At 54.2% G+C, this 16034-nt stretch carries 14 protein-coding genes; 7 read left to right on the forward strand and 7 right to left on the reverse strand.

Going from position 1 to position 16034, the window contains the following annotated elements:
* Positions 1–29 precede the first annotated feature (29 nt).
* Positions 30–2354, forward strand: a complete 2325-nt coding sequence (locus tag BLU11_RS17100) for a heavy metal translocating P-type ATPase (protein ID WP_090275481.1) — start codon at positions 30–32, stop codon at positions 2352–2354.
* A gap of 102 nt (positions 2355–2456) precedes the next feature.
* On the opposite strand, the gene BLU11_RS17105 is transcribed toward BLU11_RS17100, so the two are convergent.
* From BLU11_RS17105 to BLU11_RS17135, 7 genes are all read right to left on the reverse strand, one after another.
* Positions 2457–2801, reverse strand: coding sequence for a c-type cytochrome (locus BLU11_RS17105; protein ID WP_197674218.1), 345 nt, complete (start codon positions 2799–2801; stop codon positions 2457–2459).
* Between the two features lie 135 nt (positions 2802–2936).
* On the reverse strand, positions 2937–3428 hold the full coding sequence (locus tag BLU11_RS17110; protein ID WP_090275483.1) for a cupredoxin domain-containing protein: 492 nt from the start codon (positions 3426–3428) through the stop codon (positions 2937–2939).
* Between the two features lie 65 nt (positions 3429–3493).
* The gene (locus BLU11_RS17115; RefSeq protein WP_231702226.1) at positions 3494–4498 is read right to left on the reverse strand and encodes a copper resistance protein B; all 1005 of its coding nucleotides are present in this window, start codon (positions 4496–4498) and stop codon (positions 3494–3496) included.
* A gap of 32 nt (positions 4499–4530) precedes the next feature.
* Positions 4531–6339, reverse strand: coding sequence for a copper resistance system multicopper oxidase (locus tag BLU11_RS17120; protein WP_090275485.1), 1809 nt, complete (start codon positions 6337–6339; stop codon positions 4531–4533).
* A 159-nt stretch (positions 6340–6498) separates the two neighbouring features.
* Positions 6499–8424, reverse strand: coding sequence for a protein-disulfide reductase DsbD (gene dsbD / locus BLU11_RS17125; protein ID WP_197674219.1), 1926 nt, complete (start codon positions 8422–8424; stop codon positions 6499–6501).
* A 109-nt stretch (positions 8425–8533) separates the two neighbouring features.
* Complete coding sequence (locus BLU11_RS17130; RefSeq protein WP_090271862.1) at positions 8534–9793, reverse strand: IS256 family transposase; 1260 nt, start codon at positions 9791–9793, stop codon at positions 8534–8536.
* A gap of 115 nt (positions 9794–9908) precedes the next feature.
* Positions 9909–10169 carry a DUF2933 domain-containing protein gene (locus BLU11_RS17135; protein WP_090275489.1) on the reverse strand — a complete coding sequence of 87 codons (261 nt, stop codon included), beginning with the start codon at positions 10167–10169 and terminating at the stop codon, positions 9909–9911.
* 118 nt (positions 10170–10287) lie between these two features.
* Here BLU11_RS17135 and BLU11_RS17140 point away from each other — a divergent pair, with 118 nt between their 5' ends.
* From BLU11_RS17140 to istB, 6 genes are all read left to right on the forward strand, one after another.
* Positions 10288–11442 carry a cytochrome D1 domain-containing protein gene (locus BLU11_RS17140; protein ID WP_197674220.1) on the forward strand — a complete coding sequence of 385 codons (1155 nt, stop codon included), beginning with the start codon at positions 10288–10290 and terminating at the stop codon, positions 11440–11442.
* A gap of 88 nt (positions 11443–11530) precedes the next feature.
* Positions 11531–12349: a class I SAM-dependent methyltransferase gene (locus tag BLU11_RS17145; RefSeq protein WP_231702227.1), complete on the forward strand. Its 819-nt coding sequence runs from the start codon at positions 11531–11533 to the stop codon at positions 12347–12349.
* Positions 12350–12831: 482 nt separating this feature from the next.
* Positions 12832–13269: an STY4534 family ICE replication protein gene (locus BLU11_RS17150; RefSeq protein WP_083392344.1), complete on the forward strand. Its 438-nt coding sequence runs from the start codon at positions 12832–12834 to the stop codon at positions 13267–13269.
* Between the two features lie 114 nt (positions 13270–13383).
* A complete protein-coding gene (locus BLU11_RS17155; RefSeq protein ID WP_090275490.1) occupies positions 13384–13587 on the forward strand; it encodes a JAB domain-containing protein in 204 nt (67 codons plus the stop codon).
* Positions 13588–13714: 127 nt separating this feature from the next.
* Complete coding sequence (gene istA / locus BLU11_RS17160) at positions 13715–15235, forward strand: IS21 family transposase (protein WP_090271454.1); 1521 nt, start codon at positions 13715–13717, stop codon at positions 15233–15235.
* On the forward strand, positions 15232–15972 hold the full coding sequence (gene istB / locus BLU11_RS17165; protein ID WP_090271457.1) for an IS21-like element helper ATPase IstB: 741 nt from the start codon (positions 15232–15234) through the stop codon (positions 15970–15972). The genes istA and istB overlap by 4 nt, the downstream gene beginning before the upstream one ends.
* The last annotated feature ends 62 nt before the right edge of the window (positions 15973–16034 follow it).

Here is a 16034-nt window from a genome sequence, read left to right on the forward strand (position 1 = left end):
TGCCTGCTTATTTGAAAAGGTGCTTATCCATGGCGCACGATAATTCTGATTCTCATTGTCATCATCATGCTCCCTCCAACACGGGCTCAGGGCTTACAGACCCGGTCTGCGGCATGCGTGTAACGGCAGACTCTACCCACCATGTTGAGCATGCGGGTAAAACTCACTATTTCTGCAGCACCAAGTGCATGGATAGATTCGAGCATGATCCTGAGAAGTTTCTATCGCCAGCCTCAGAGCCACCTCCGGAAGCGGCCAAAGGCACAATCTATACCTGCCCGATGCATCCGGAAATACGGCAGGATCATGCCGGCATCTGCCCAAAATGCGGCATGGCTCTTGAGCCCCTGATGCCCAGTTTGGAAGACGACAATCCTGAGCTGGACGATTTTTCCAGGCGATTCTGGTGGACATTGCCTTTTACCGTCATTGTCACGGTGCTTGCCATGTTTGGGCCACAGCTTGGCTGGTTCGAGATGGCGACGCAAACGTGGATAGAGCTTGTACTGTCGCTTCCCGTGGTGCTGTGGGCCGGACAGCCGTTCTTCGTACGGGGTTGGCAATCAGTGGTCAACCGCAGTCCCAACATGTGGACGCTCATCGGCTTGGGTACCGGTGCCGCCTTCGTCTACAGCACGCTGGCAACCGTAGCTCCCGGTATATTTCCGGAAACATTCATGTCCATGGGGCGTGTGGCGGTTTATTTCGAAGCCGCAGTGGTGATCATTTCCCTTACGCTGTTTGGTCAGGTGCTGGAGCTTCGCGCGCGTTCCCAGACATCCGCTGCCATCCGGTCATTGCTCGGTCTGGCGCCCAAGACGGCCCGCCGTATCAATGCAGACGGAACAGAAGAAGATGTACCGCTGACGCATGTGCATGAAGGTGACCGTCTGCGCGTACGGCCCGGTGAAAAAGTTCCGGTCGATGGCATTGTTGAGGAGGGTGCAAGTTCTCTCGATGAATCCATGTTGACGGGTGAATCGTTACCCATCAGCAAGCGTCCCGGCGATAGGGTCATAGGGGCAACGATGAACACCTCTGGTGCACTTGTGATCCGGGCGGAGAAAGTCGGCTCGGCCACTGTGTTGTCACAAATTGTCCAGTTGGTGGCTCAGGCCCAACGCTCTCGGGCGCCGATGCAACGGATGGCTGATTTGGTGGCGGGTTACTTTGTCATGGCGGTGGTAGCCATCGCCATCCTCACCTTGGTCGTGTGGGGCATGTTCGGCCCGCAGCCAAGCTGGGTCTATGGCCTGATCAATGCGGTCGCTGTTCTGATCATCGCTTGCCCTTGTGCGCTGGGGCTCGCAACGCCCATGTCAGTCATGGTTGCTACCGGACGAGGCGCAACCCAGGGTGTTCTGTTTCGTGATGCAGCAGCAATAGAAAATCTGCGCAAAGTCGATACGCTCATCGTAGACAAGACCGGCACCTTGACAGAAGGCCGACCCGCATTCGATCAGGCTGTTTCCGCTGGCGAGTTGGACGCCGATGAAATCTTGCGCCTGGCTGCCAGCCTCGATCAAGGCAGCGAGCATCCTTTGGCTGACGCTATTGTCAGCGCTGCGCGCGAACGTAATTTGGTGCTCAGCCCAGTGGACGACTTTGACTCGGGTAGCGGCATAGGCGTACGGGGCAAGGTTGAAGGCAAAACACTGCTGTTGGGCAACACTGCGTTCATGCAGCAGGATAACGTCAATGTTGATGGCCTGGCTGCCACCGCTGAGGGATTGAGGACAAAGGGTGCGAGTGTGATGTACCTGGCGGTTGACGGCACACTGGTCGGCCTACTCGCCGTTTCCGACCCCATCAAACAGAGCACCCCTGAAGCGGTACAGGCGCTCAAGGCAGCGGGAATCAGAGTCATCATGGCCACCGGTGACGGTATCTCAACGGCCAAAGCGGTCGCCGCCCAGTTAGGCATTGATGAAATACATGGTGAAGTGAAGCCGGCCGATAAACTGGAGCTGGTGGACAAGCTGCAGTCCGAAGGCTGCATCGTTGCGATGGCGGGCGACGGCATCAATGATGCTCCGGCACTGGCCAAGGCGAATGTCGGTATTGCTATGGGAACCGGGACGGACGTAGCGATGAACAGTGCGCAAGTCACCTTGGTAAAAGGAGACCTGCGGGGTATCTCGATTGCCCGGGATCTGTCAAACAAGACTGTTCTTAATATGAAGCAGAACCTGGGTTTTGCGTTTATTTATAATGCGCTAGGCGTTCCGCTGGCGGCCGGCGTCCTGTACCCGTTTGCCGGGTTGCTTCTATCACCCATGTTTGCAGCCCTGGCGATGAGTCTGAGTTCAGCGTCCGTTGTATTCAACTCGCTGCGGCTTCGTGGTTCGGTTTAAGTTGGATACGTCGAGGGCGTAACGAAGAATGGCGAGTCTCTACTCGCCATTCTTCTTCGATTTTCTAGCTATAAGAAAGTATCCCGTATTGCACGCTCCGCGTCATTGCTGACGCAGTGTGGTTTGTTTCTGCGCCTGTAGAACCTCAGGTGGCCAGGTACTTTTAATGTAAGCCAGCACCGCGACAATATCCTCGTCAACCAGAATGTTCCGATACGCAGGCATATCGCTTTCGTAGCCGGGCGGCGCCGTTCTGCCGGGTACCAGGCCGTTTTTAACCATATCCACCAGCATGGGGTCCGAATGATGCCACGTATGCCCGGTTGGGTCATGGGGCGGCGCGGGTAATCTCCCATTGGGGAGACGCTGGCGCCAGTTTTCCTGCCCCTGCAGCGACTCCCCATGACAGACCGCGCAATGCATTACGTAGATGGACTGACCAAGCATGACCAGATTCTGATCGGCAGGATCTATGAATTCTGGGCCAGACTCACGTGTGGCCGTATAAAGGAAGGCGACGACGCCAATTATCGCAACGCCGATCGCTCCTAATATTTTATTTCTTCCAGGCATTTATGTGGCTCAAATGACTTCAACCTTGCCTACCATCCCAGCCTCGGTATGGCCAGGAATAAGGCAGGCAAAATCAACCATGCCTGGCTGATCAAACTGCCATACCAGACCACCTACCTTGCCTGGTTGCAATGTGATCATGTTGGGCTCTTCGTGTTCCATACCCGGCATTGCCAGCATTTCAGTGGCATGTGCTTTCAGTTCTTCTATTGAGCCGATCACCATTTCGTGCGGCACTTGCCCTACGTTCTTGATGAAAAATCGAACTGTTTCGCCAGCTTCCACTTGTATATTGCTGGGTGTGAAGCGCATGTTGTCGTCCATGGTGATTTCAATCGTCCGGGAGACGTTTGCTGGATCGCCAGGTTGACCCACCGCAGAGGCAGTCTGCGGCATGGATGACATATCATGACCCTGCATGCCGTGCCCTGAGTGATCAACAGCTGCGATAGCAAAGGCTGGCAGGAGGCTGAATGCGAGAATGGTAAAAGTCTTTTTCATATTGAATACTCTCCTAGAGTTAAATGGCGGGGGAGCTGATTGAGCTACCCCATTAAAAGCCACTGTCAGAAGCGGAAGCTCAGGCCGGTGACAAAACGGGTTTCCTGTCTGGACTCACCCGCCGCCCTGGCGTAATCCGCTGTTTTACTGAATTTGCTGGACCATTCCACGCCGACATAAGGAACGAACTGGCGGGTGATCTCATATTTGACACGCAAACCTGCAGTGCCGTCCGTCAGTCCGTTGCCGACTCCCCAGCGTTCATCGTCTTTGCCATGGAAATTCAATTCCACGCTTGGCTGGAGGTAGAGCTTCTGGGTAAGCCGTATGTCGTATTCCGCTTCCAGTGCCAAGGCCGTACGTCCGCTGGGGCCAACATAGGCGGTTGCATCCACTTCAAACCAGTACGGCGCCAATCCCTTGAAGCCAAATGCCAGCCACTCCCGGTTCGGCGCGCCGTTAGCATGGTCGAATCGAAAGCCAAGCTCCGTATCCCAGAATGTTGAAACCGCATGACGCCATAGCAGTTGCGTCTCGGACTCCTGTAGCTTACCGCCAGCCACGTCACCTTCTGCCTTGATCACAGCGCGGTTATAGGTGCTGCCATACCAGGCCTCGCCCTCATATGCCGCCCATTCCTCGCCTCGCGCCTTGACGTACTCCAACCGGTCGAAGTAAACGGAACCGAAGTTGTGCATATCCGACATGATGAGTGCATCTGATGGGGGTAGCGCATATTGACCCGCATTGCGCACATAGCCATCGGAGTAGACATCGGGGTCGCGGGCATCTGTCGGAGCCGAACCGCCTTGCATCTGCATATCGCCGTGATCCATTTCGCCACTGCCGTGATCCATACCCGACATATCCATGGACCCATGATCCATACCTGACATGTCCATGGCCCCATGATTCATGCCAGAGGCCTCCACCGGTACGCTGGACTCTGGCGCGGCAGGCATGTGGTCTGCGTGTCCTGCATGTTGGGTTTGCCCATAGGCAAACACCGGCATCACAGCTCCTGTAACCATCGCCGCAGCAAGCAGTTTCTTTTTCAAGGGATTGTTCATGATCCGGATGCCTGAGCTGTTAAGTGTTGCTCTCATGCCACCACCACTTCACGAAACATCCCCGCGTCCATGTGCAGCATCAGGTGGCAGTGCCATGCCCATCGCCCCAGGGCATCAGCCGTAACGAGGAAGCTGATGCGCTGAGCAGGCTGCACAGGAATTGTGTGGCGTCGTGCCAGAAACTGTCCGTCAGGCGTTTCCAGCTCACTCCACATGCCGTGCAAATGCATGGGGTGCGTCATCATGGTGTCGTTGTGCAATATGATCCTGACCCGCTCGCCGTACTGAAAGCGCACCGGCGTCGATTTCCCATACTCAACACCGTCGAACGACCAGCTATAGCGCTCCATATTTCCAGTCAGATGGAGTTCGATCTCACGCTCTGCACCGCGCGGATCCATCGGGCCGCCGACGGTGTGCAAGTCGGCTAGCGTGAGTACACGCCGCCCATTATTGCGCAGGCCGATGCCTGGGTCGTCTAGGTTGGCGCGCGGCGTATCTACCCGCATATCAATACTTGCGCCGTATTCGGTCCTGGCGTGGCGTACTTCGGTACTGGCACCAGCTGCCGCCATTGCGCCATGATCCATCCCCGCCATATTGCCGTGGTTCATGCCAGCCATACTGCCATGATCCATGGCACCACCATGACTCATCCCTGCCATGCCGCCACCCATGGCACCCATGGCACCCATCATGTCTCCCATGGTGAGCCATTCGACTGGGTCAAGCGCAGGAACTGGCGCTTCGAGACCGGCATGCGTGGCCAGCGTACCGCGCGCGTAACCTGTGCGATCCATGGCTTGGGCATAGATGGTGTAAGCGTCATCCTTTGGTTGCACCAGAACGTCGTAAGTTTCCCCGGGGCCAAACCGGAACTCATCTACGGTTACTGGCTCAACATTTACGCCATCGGCCTGAACAACGGTTAGCTCAAGGCCCGGGATACGGACATCGTAGAAGGTATTGGCGGCGCCGTTGATGAAGCGCAACCGTACACGCTCACCGGGTCGAAACAGGCCCGTCCAGTTACCTGCCGGGGTAGTACCATTCATCAGGTAAGTCAGTACATCGGCGGACAAGTCGGCCAAGTCCGTGGGACTCATCCGCATTTCATTCCACATCTTGCGCTTATCAATTGCTGCTTTCAGCCCCGTGCGCGAGGCGTCCTGGAAGAACTCCACTGCGGTAGGCTGGTTGTAGTTGTAATAGTCACCCTGCATCTTGAGCTTGGCCAGCACGCGCATTGGGTCCTCATCAGTCCAATCAGACAGTTGCACTACATATTCGCGGTCTGCACGAATAGGGTCGGCTTGAGCCGGATCGATAATGATCGCACCGTAGACCCCGGTCGCCTCCTGCATTCCAGAGTGCGAGTGGTACCAGTACGTACCGCTTTGCTGCACTTTGAACTGGTAGGTGAAGGTTTCGCCAGGCTGGATCCCTCGAAAGCTGATGCCTGGTACGCCATCCATTTCAAATGGCAGGATGATGCCGTGCCAATGAATAGATGTGGCTTCCTTCAGCCGGTTCGTCACTCGAATGGTGATGGTATCGCCTTCACGCCAGCGTAATGTTGGGGCTGGCAGTGAGCCGTTAATAGTCGTGGCTATGCGGGGGTTGCCCGTAAAGTTGACAGCGGACTCACCTATCTCTAGATCGAACTGGGTACCGCTCAGAATAGTTGCCGTACCCGTTTTCGTGCCCGCAGCTGATAGCAAGCCTGTAGCGCGCGCCAATGGAGAAAGGCTCAGCAATACACCACCGGCTGCCAGGCCTTGAACAAAACGGCGGCGAGACAAGCCCGGGTTAAGAACGGGGAGTTCAGTTATGTATTTCACGCAATAAGAATCCTTTATCCGGTAATTGTATGACACAGCGGCGTACGCTCGGGTTACGCCATCGGCAGCGGTCACTTGACTCTAGTCAAATAGAGCTGTCACACGAGTGACGCCTGCATTACTTTTCTGTAATCCAGGCGTCAGAAATACGTGGCGTATTCAGAGAGGAATAGCGGTGTCGAGCGAACGGATGAATTTTTTAGGTGATTGAAAACCAATCACTTGAAAATCGATTTCCATGCCTTCCCGATCATAAAAGATGATGCCAGGCGGCCCAAAAAGCCCGAAGCGTCTTTGTAATGCCTGGTCATCCGCATTATTGGCGGTCACATCTGCTTTCAACAGCAATACATCCTTGAGGCGTGCTTTGACCCGCTCATCACTCAAGGTAAAGCGCTCCATCTCATGGCAGGAGACACACCAGTCCGCCCAGAAATCGAGCATGACGTAGCGCCCTTCAGCCGCCTGGATTTGAGATTCAAGCTCAGCGAGACTGGTAACCCTTTCAAATTGCAGTTCGGTCGAGGAGCTCGCCTCCGAGGCGTATTTACCTCCAAAGCCATCCAGCGGCTGCAGGATGTCTCGCCCACCCGAGAGAACGCCGATCAACAGAGCCAGGCCGTATACCAAGGTTATGACGCCAACTCCCTTGCCGAAGCGTCTTAAACCAGAGGCGTTGTCAGGAAGAGGGTCCAGTGCTTTCAAATACATTGCGGAGACAATGAGCAGAGCAGCCCATAGTCCCATGTGAATCACCGAAGGTATGATCGGGGAGATCATATAAATAGCAACGGCGAGCAGAGTTACGCCAAAAAAACGCTGGACTGATGACATCCATGGGCCGGCTTTTGGCAGCAACGTTCCAGCTGTAGTACCAAAGACCAACAAAGGGATACCCATACCTATGGCCATGGAGAAAAGCGACACGCCGCCTAGAACTACATCTCCTGTCTGGCCTATATACAGCAAAGCGCCAGCCAGCGGGGCGGCGACACAGGGGCCCACAATGATCGCGGATAGTGCTCCCATCAGACCCACGCTGACTGTCTTGCCGCCCGCTGTTCGGTTCGCCAACCCGGAGAGTTTGCTCTGAATGAAAGACGGCATCTGAAGCTGGTAAAACCCGAACATGGAGAAGGCAAGAAGTACAAAAACTCCTGCAAAGCTGCCCAGGACCCATGGATTCTGCAGGTACGCCGTCAGCATCGTTCCAGCTAGGCCAGCAGCGACCCCAGCCAGGGCGTATGTCAATGCCATGGCCAGAACATAAACCAGCGACAGACCGAAAGCATGTCTACGACTTAACGCAGGGCTCTGTCCTGCGATCAGCCCCGAAAGTATCGGGATCATGGGCAGCATGCAGGGTGTAAACGCTAGAACCAAACCAAATCCAAAAAACGCAGCGATCAATGCCCAGGTATTACCTTGCCCGAACAGCTCCCGAACGAGTGAACTTTCTGATAGTCCAGCGTTTGTGGACTTTGGCGCATTGTTATACCGGCTGGCTTCGAGGTTTGGTAGAGCTAGCAAATCGAGCGAAACGGACAAGGATTTTTGCGTAGGTGGATAGCACACACCCACCGGATCGTTACATCCTTGGTAGGCAGTATCCAGGGTCAGCACATCTGGCTTCGAACCAGGAGAAAAACTGAGCGTGATAGGTACCTGAATGGCACCATAATAAACCTGTACACGACCGAAAATGGGGTCGTCTTTCAGCTCGCTAGGGGGAAGCTCGACATTTTCGATTACGCCATCGGTAGACTGAAGACTGAACTCTATCTCATCGCGATAAAGATAATAGCCATCTGCCGCAATGAACGTAGCTATCAACGAGTCAGGACTACTGGCAGTCAAAGATACTTTGAAGGCCTCGTCCGGTGGCAGTAGAGCTGCTGGGACGGCCTTTGCGCCGCCAAACCAGCCTTTGAATGAGTCAAAAATGTCACTGCTTGCCGAGTTTACTGGCAACGATGATGTATTCGAGACAATGGGGAGAGCTTGATTCTCCTGTGCAACGGTGATGTTTGGCAAGTATGCCAGCATCAATATCACAGCTGATAAGACTATGCGTTTGATTTTCACTTCACGGGCTCGATGACAAAAAATAAATCTTTTATTAACAGGTTGAAGCGGGACTGTCAGATTTTTTGTGTTCGGGCCGTTAATGGCCTGCCATCAGGTAGGCCCTCACTTACCAGGTCGGCCTGGTGAAGCGATCTTCGTATAGGATCGCGAACTGATTCATAGCGGCTTTCCAGTCATGTGCCGCGTTACCCCAGTTGGCAGTGATATTACGTAGCGCCAACCAGATCAACTTCGTCGCGGCCTCATCCGTTGGGAAGTGGCCCCGGGTTTTAATGATCTTACGCAACTGAGCGTTGATGCTTTCAATCGCATTGGTCGTATAGATCACCTTTCGTATGGCGGGCGGGAACACAAAGAACGGAATGACCCTATCCCACGCACGCCGCCAGGCTGCTGTGACCGTCGGGTACTGCTTACCCCATGGCCCAGCTTCAAACGCGTCCAAAGCCTGCGCTGCGACCTCGGCGTTGAGCGCCTGATAGATGGGCTTGAGAGCTTTGGCCAGCTCTCTGCGCTTGTCCCAGCCTGCATAATCAAGGCTGTTGCGGATCAGATGTACAATGCAGGTCTGCAAGGTGGTATCCGGGAACACCGCACTCAGGGCTTCAGGTATGCCCTTCAGGCCGTCAGTCACGGCGATCAATATATCTTCTACGCCTCGGGTCTTCAGATCGTTGAACACCTTCATCCAGAATTTGGCGCCCTCCGTCGTTTCGATCCAGATGCCCAGAATATCCCGTGTACCGTCCGGTAACACCCCAAGCGCTAGGTAAACGGCCTTATTGCGAACCAGGCCCTCGTCCCGAATTTTGACCCTCAAGGCATCGAAAAAGATGACCGGGTACATTGGCTCCAAGGGGCGTTGCTGCCAAGCGCTAATCTCTTCCAATACGGCATCGGTAACCGAACTGATGAAGTCATGAGAAACATCGGTTCCGTACTGCTCGGCCAGGAAGGCTCGGATTTCACGAACCGTCATGCCTCGGGCATACATGGCAATGATCTTGTCGTCAAAGCCGGTAAAGCGGCGCTCATGCTTGGGAATCAGGATCGGGGCAAAGCTGCCGTCGCGGTCTCGGGGGATGTCCAGACGCAGCGGGCCATCATCGGTGAGCACTGTCTTGCCGCTCCGGCCGTTACGCTGGTTGCTCGCCCCCTCTGGGCGCTCAGCACCTTCAGGGTAGCCAAGGTGATGCCCTAGCTCGGCACCAAGGGCCCGCTCGATCAACGCCTTCTTGAACGCCATCGAGGCATCCTGAATGGCTTCAGCGCTCATCGGGCCATTGACGAACTGATCAATCAGCTCTTTGGGAATTGCTGGTAGGTCTCGCGGGGTTTCACGCCCCGGCTTCTTCTTGGTCGGCATACATGCATCCTCTGCTGCAACATGTTATGCCCAAACACAAAATTTATGACACCCCCGTTGAAGCTTGCTCATTGCTCCACGATATTTGTGGCTATTTAAGCATCAAGAGGTTTTTTCAAAATTCAATCTTTCTTTTTAACTGTTCATCCTGCGCAGGATTATAAGAATGAGTTGCTTCGTTTTTTTCACTATCCGTATGACAGGATTGCATGCTTTTCATCATGAACAACATCATCAACGGGCAAAGCAGCAAGAATAAAAACGGGCTTACCCCCATAAGCCATTCGCGGGAGCTAGGGAAAACCACATAAACCCCAGTAACCAGAGCTGCTAGCCAAAGACCGGCTTTCAACATCGTTTTAATGTCGCATTTCATTTTTTCACTCCTGACGGGAATTCTGGCATGGCCTGCAGTATCAACATTACCCCGTAGCGCCTGTCAGGTAGATTGCTCTTTCATTACAACGTTGTAATCCATGAGAAGGCGTTTCATATTGGGTATTGCTTTGGGGGATGACAAAAAGGTAATCAAGCCGTCATCTAATGGTCAGCAGTCACCGAATATAGTTTTCATAGGTTATCGACACTTCCATGCCCGCCCGGAGATTTATATCATGCTCAAGCTTCGACCTATCCTCGTCTCAATTTCATTAGCCCTCTCCATTGGTACGGCCCACGCGGCACCCATGCCTGATGGTGTCGTTTATAGTGCCAATGAGGGTGACGGCTCCATTAGCGCAATTGAGTTGCGTACCGGGGCTGTGAGCACTACAAGTATTTCCATCACGCCCCATAACGTTCAGATATCCCCCGATGGGCAAATATTGCTCGCTGTAGGTAGCCCGAAATCTGGATCGAAAGAGCATGGCGATCATGGTGGCCATGGCCAAACGGAAGCTGGTGATAAAGGTCTACTGCTACTGGAGTCTGAGCAGCCAGCAAACGTATTGAAGGCGCTGCCTTCAGGCAACCATCCTGCCCATGTCGTTACCAGCCAGGACGGGCGCTATGCCTACATCACAAATACGGATAATGATCTTTTGACCGTCGTTGATACGCAGTTGGAAATCGTTGCTGCAGAAGTAGATACTGGAAGCTATCCCCATGGCTTACGCCTGAGCCCGGATGGTGCTGAACTCTATATCGCCAATGTCACTGATAATAGCGTATCGGTTATAGATACGGAAAATCTCAAGGAAACGGCACGAATTCATGTGGGCCAAGCTCCTGTTCAGGTGGCTTACACGCCGGATGGTAAATACGTGTATGTTTCATTGCGGGATGAGAATAAGGTTGCGATCATAGATACCGAGACGAGAGAAGTGGTTGATCGTGTTAGCGTAGGACGCAATCCTATCCAGCTATTCGCCGCATCAGACGCTAAAATGTATGTCGCGAACCAGGGCGATGCGGCCGACCCAGATGATAGTGTTACTGTAATTGATACAAACAACAGGACAGTTGTGAGTACGATAGTAACGGGGAAAGGGGCGCACGGTCTGGTGGCCAGTGATGACGGAGATTTTATGTTCGTCACCAATAACGTGGATAATACGGTAAGCGCCATTGATGTAAGGAAAGAAAAGGTAATCGCCACGTTTTTGGTTGGCCCAAATCCGAATGGCATCACCTATCGCAGCGTTCGTTAGTTATCTCCTACCAGCTTCGATAAAGCTAAAGCAGCCCGGCCTTCAGTCCAACCTGAAGGCCGGGCTGAATATTCAGTAGAGGAGTCAGATGATGGATAGACAATTTCAACCAAACCTGGGGCCCGCAGAGGTATACGAACGCTATCTCAGCCGGAATATTGCAGATCCGTGGGCACGTGTGCTGCTTGACCTGGTTTCCCCCCAGCCAGGTGACCATGTTCTGGATCTGGCATGCGGTACGGGTAGTGTGGCAAGGCAGGTTGCGCCGCTGGCCGGGGAGGATGGTCGCGTTGTTGCGGTCGATATAAATCCAGACATGTTGAAGGTCGGCAGCAAACAACAGATTCCGGACGGGGCCGCCATCATCTGGCACTCAGGGGATGCCACGCAGCTCGACCTTCCGGATAACGAATTCGATATTATTTTCTGCCAACAAGGGTTTCAGTTTTTCCCAGACCAGCCTGCAGCTGTGCTCGAAATGCGACGGGTACTGCGTTCCGGTGGTAAAGTAGTTGTCAGCGTATGGCAGTCGTTAAACCAGCAGCCCTTATTCCAAATCCTGTTTTCTTCAATTTCAAAGCATCTTGATGTGCCAGTTGCTGATTTGGATATCGCGTTTTCTTTGGGTAATGAAGAAACGCTGCATCAATTATTCAGCACCCAATTCAAAGATGTGCAGGTCGCCGCTATAACTTTACCTGTCCGAATTCCTGAACCTGAAAAATTTGTACAAATTTCAATATTAGGGGCTGCTACTTCGATTCCATCATTTGCAAACATGGATGCTACAAGCCGTCTTGCCCTCATAGAGAAGGTGACTAGCGATACGCTTGCGGCCGTGCAGGGGTTTGCGGAAGGAGGAGTTTTGGTTTTCGACATGAGCACGCATATTGTGGTTCTGAGTTGACAGCGAGCCAGTGTCATCGTTTACCTAGATAAAGCAGAAGACGCTATCGGTTTACGGGGCTTTCAAACACTGGGTTCGCGTCTGCCTTGATGTTAGACAGGTATACAATCTTTGCCTCTTGGCCAAAACAGCCGTTTTATCAAAAGCTAGCGGTTTTCTTTCGCATTCGAGCCTAATGAAGGCAAAGCATTTCCAGCGCAGTGTGACTGCCACGACCTTGACAACCTCTGGCTGTTCGACAATCATCACTCATGTATTCCGTCGTCCACGCCCGGTAATCGTGGAGCCCTTAGCGCTGAGAAGCGCCTCCTTTGAGCGGCTGCGCATTCCGAAAAGCCGCCAGCACCCGGTGCTGAATGCTCGTCTCATCACGCTTTATCGCTTGACCTCAAATCCGCGGTACCCACCTTGCGGGGAATGCTTTCCCTGCAAGGGAAAAGCTGTCTCCGCTTTTCAGCACGTTCAGAAATCGGAGAATTGCCATGAGCGCTACTCAAACCTCAGAAACCAAATACTTTGACCTTCACACCACTGGTATCGGTTACCTCAATCGCCTGCGGGAGGTGACTCCGCGCAAGGGAAAACCTTTCATGGCTGTGACCGTCGCCGCTCTGAAGGGGGCGACTGATGCTGTCGAGTACACCTACGTTGATTGCAATGTTGTCGGCGAAGAGGCTGAAAAGCAGATTCGTCGTTGCCAACAAGCGGTAGATGCTGAAATGAAGGTTCTGGTTGGCTTCCGGATTGGTGACATCTGGCCGGATGTTTTTACCTACCAGAATGGCCCCAAGCAGGGTCAGGCCGGTGTTTCACTGAAAGGTCGACTGCTGTATATCGGCTGGATCAAGATAAACGGCAAGATGGTCTACCAGGCCAAAGCGGTCACTGCCATGCCTGAACAGGAGCAAGAGGTAGCCTGATTTCAGGGCAGAGCAACCGCCCTTTCATATTCAATACACTCAAACCCATCGGGGAGCAATCTCACTCCCGGCGGGCGTGATGATTCTCCCCTTATTTCTGTTCGGAGAATCGACATGCTTTCAAAACAATTGTTGGTGGAAAATCCGCAGGGACATTACGCCCCGGCAACCATGGATCAGGTGTTCGAAGCTGCTCGGGATGCCATGCAGCAAAAGTTCCGCCGCGGAACAGCCTTCACCGCCCCAAGTGCTGTCAAAGAATATCTTTGGGTCCAGATGGTTAACTATGAACACGAAGTATTCGTTGCACTATGTTAATGGCCAATTAAACTGACCCACCTCTGGCCAACAATTTTGACCCACCCATGGTGGCACTGGCCACCGATCCATGTAGCGTCACCCGCCTTATGCACAGGCCGGGGACAGATCATTGAAGGAGTGGGTTGTGATTCACAAGATCAAGGGGTTGTACGACCAGGGCCGGGGTTTGTCGGTCCGTGCCATCAGCCGTGAGCTGGGGATTTCCCGGAATACCGTACGCAAGTATCTTCACCTGGATGAAACGCAGATCAGCGTCGCCATTGCTGACCCTTCGCGGACCAAGCTGCTCGACGGGCACCGTGATTATCTGATCAATCAGCTGATCCAGTTTCCAGCACTCAGTGCGGTCAAGTTGGCCCGACGTCTGAGAGAGCGCAGCGTTGATCTGGCGGTATCTGACCGGAGCATCCGCCGGTATGTACAAACGCTCAAGCAGCAGGTTGCCTGCGGCCAGTTCCGCTATTACGAACCGGTCGTTGAGTCGGTGCCGGGCGTTCAGTGCCAGGTCGATCCCGGTGAGTTGCGTGGCGTCATGATCGGCGGCGTGGAGCGCGTGGTGCATTTTGTGGTTTTTGTGTTGTCCTGTTCCCGGCTAATGTATGTCGGCCTGAGCTTCCGTCCGTTGGATACCGAGCGTTTTATCCAGATGCATGACGAGGCATTCCGTTACTTCGGCGGCGTCACTGAGGAGTGCATTTACGACCAGACCAAGATGGTGGTGATCAGCGAGCAATATCGAGAGCTGACGCTCAACCAGCGCTTCCACCAGTATGCAACCACGGCTGGCTATCGTATCCATGCCTGTGAGGGCTATGACCCGGAGAGCAAGGGCAAGGTGGAGGCCGGCGTCAAGTACGTCAAGCGTGACTGTTTCTATGGCGAGCAATTTGCGGACGAGAACGCCGTTCACCAGCATCTGCATGACTGGCTTGAGACCGTAGCCAATGCGCGTGTGCACGGCACGACCGGACAGCATCCTCGGGAGCATTTCGAGGCGCTGGAGCGCAGCCAGCTCAAGCCCTATCTGGTCCCGCAGAGCCTGCTGCACTTGATGCCTGCAAGAGAAACGCGCAAGGTCGACAAGACCGGGCTGATCTCCTGGCAGGCTAACAAGTATTCGGTACCCATGGCTTGGCAGCAAGCCCGTGTCGGTGTCAGCGCACAGGACAACCAGCTGCTGATCCATGACCTGGAGAGCGGCGAGCTCATCGCCACCCATGACCTGTGCAAGGCCAAGGGCCGGATGATCAAGAACAACAACCACTACCGAGACCAGACCCAGCGCATTACCGATCTGGAACACAGCATTGATGCGATCCTCTCCGATGATCTGGGCTCTGCCCTGTGCCAATTGCTTAAGCGGACCTCACCGCGTATCTACAAGGACCAACTGGTCGCCGTGCGTGATCTGCTCATGGCCCACGCGCCGGTTGATACCAAGCTGTTGGGTGAGTTGTGCGAGCGCAGCGAGCTGACCGCCACCGGACTCAGGCGCTACCTCGAAGCCTGGCAGCAAGCCAGGGCGCGAGGACGCGCCATCAGTGACCGCGAGTATGCGCCGGAGGCGGGTAGCCGCGTCGGCCATGCCGATCTGAATGCTTACGCCCACGTTGGCCAGTCGACTGGCCACGGAGTGACCCCATGAGCCTACTCGATAGCACCGTAGCGCAGTACCGCAGCCTTCGCCTCAGCGCGACCGCCGGTGAACTGACCGCCCTGCTGGCCAGGGCTGAAGCCAATGAGATGTCTTACCTGAATTTCGCCCAGTCGTTGGTTGAGCATGAGATCAACGCCCGTTCGAGTAGTCGTGTGAGCCGCAACCTCAAACAGGCCCAGTTCCCCTCGGAGAAGCACCTGGAGGCCTTTGATTACCGGCATCAGACCACGATCACCAAGCGACAGGTCAGTGCCTTGCTGGACTTCAGCTTTATCGATAACCGCGACAACCTGGTGTTCATTGGGCCACCGGGGGTGGGCAAGACCCACCTGGCCATTGGGATTGGCCACAAGGCCGTCCAGGCTGGCTACAAGGTGCTGTTCCGCACTGCACTGGCACTGGTCGAGGACCTGGAGTTGGCGGAGATGAAGGGCGAGCTGAAGAAGCGACTGAACCAGCTGAGCAAGTACGATGTGCTGATCATCGATGAGCTGGGCTACCTGCCGATGACCCGTCAGGCCCGGTATAACCTGTTCCAGTTGATCAACAACTTGTACGAGTACCGCTCGGTGATCCTGACCACCAACAAGGACTTCACCAGCTGGGGCGAGTTCTTCCATAACGACAACGTGGCAGTGCCCATCATTGACCGTGTAATCCACCATTCACACATTTTTATGCTGGGAGGGGAGAGCTACCGCTTGAAGCAGAAAACCGCCGGTTAGCGGTGAGCAAGTGGGTCAATTCTATTGGCCAAAAGTGGGTCAAAATTAATGGCCATTGACAC

The organism is Halopseudomonas litoralis (assembly GCF_900105005.1).
Taxonomy (GTDB): Bacteria; Pseudomonadota; Gammaproteobacteria; order Pseudomonadales; family Pseudomonadaceae; genus Halopseudomonas; species Halopseudomonas litoralis.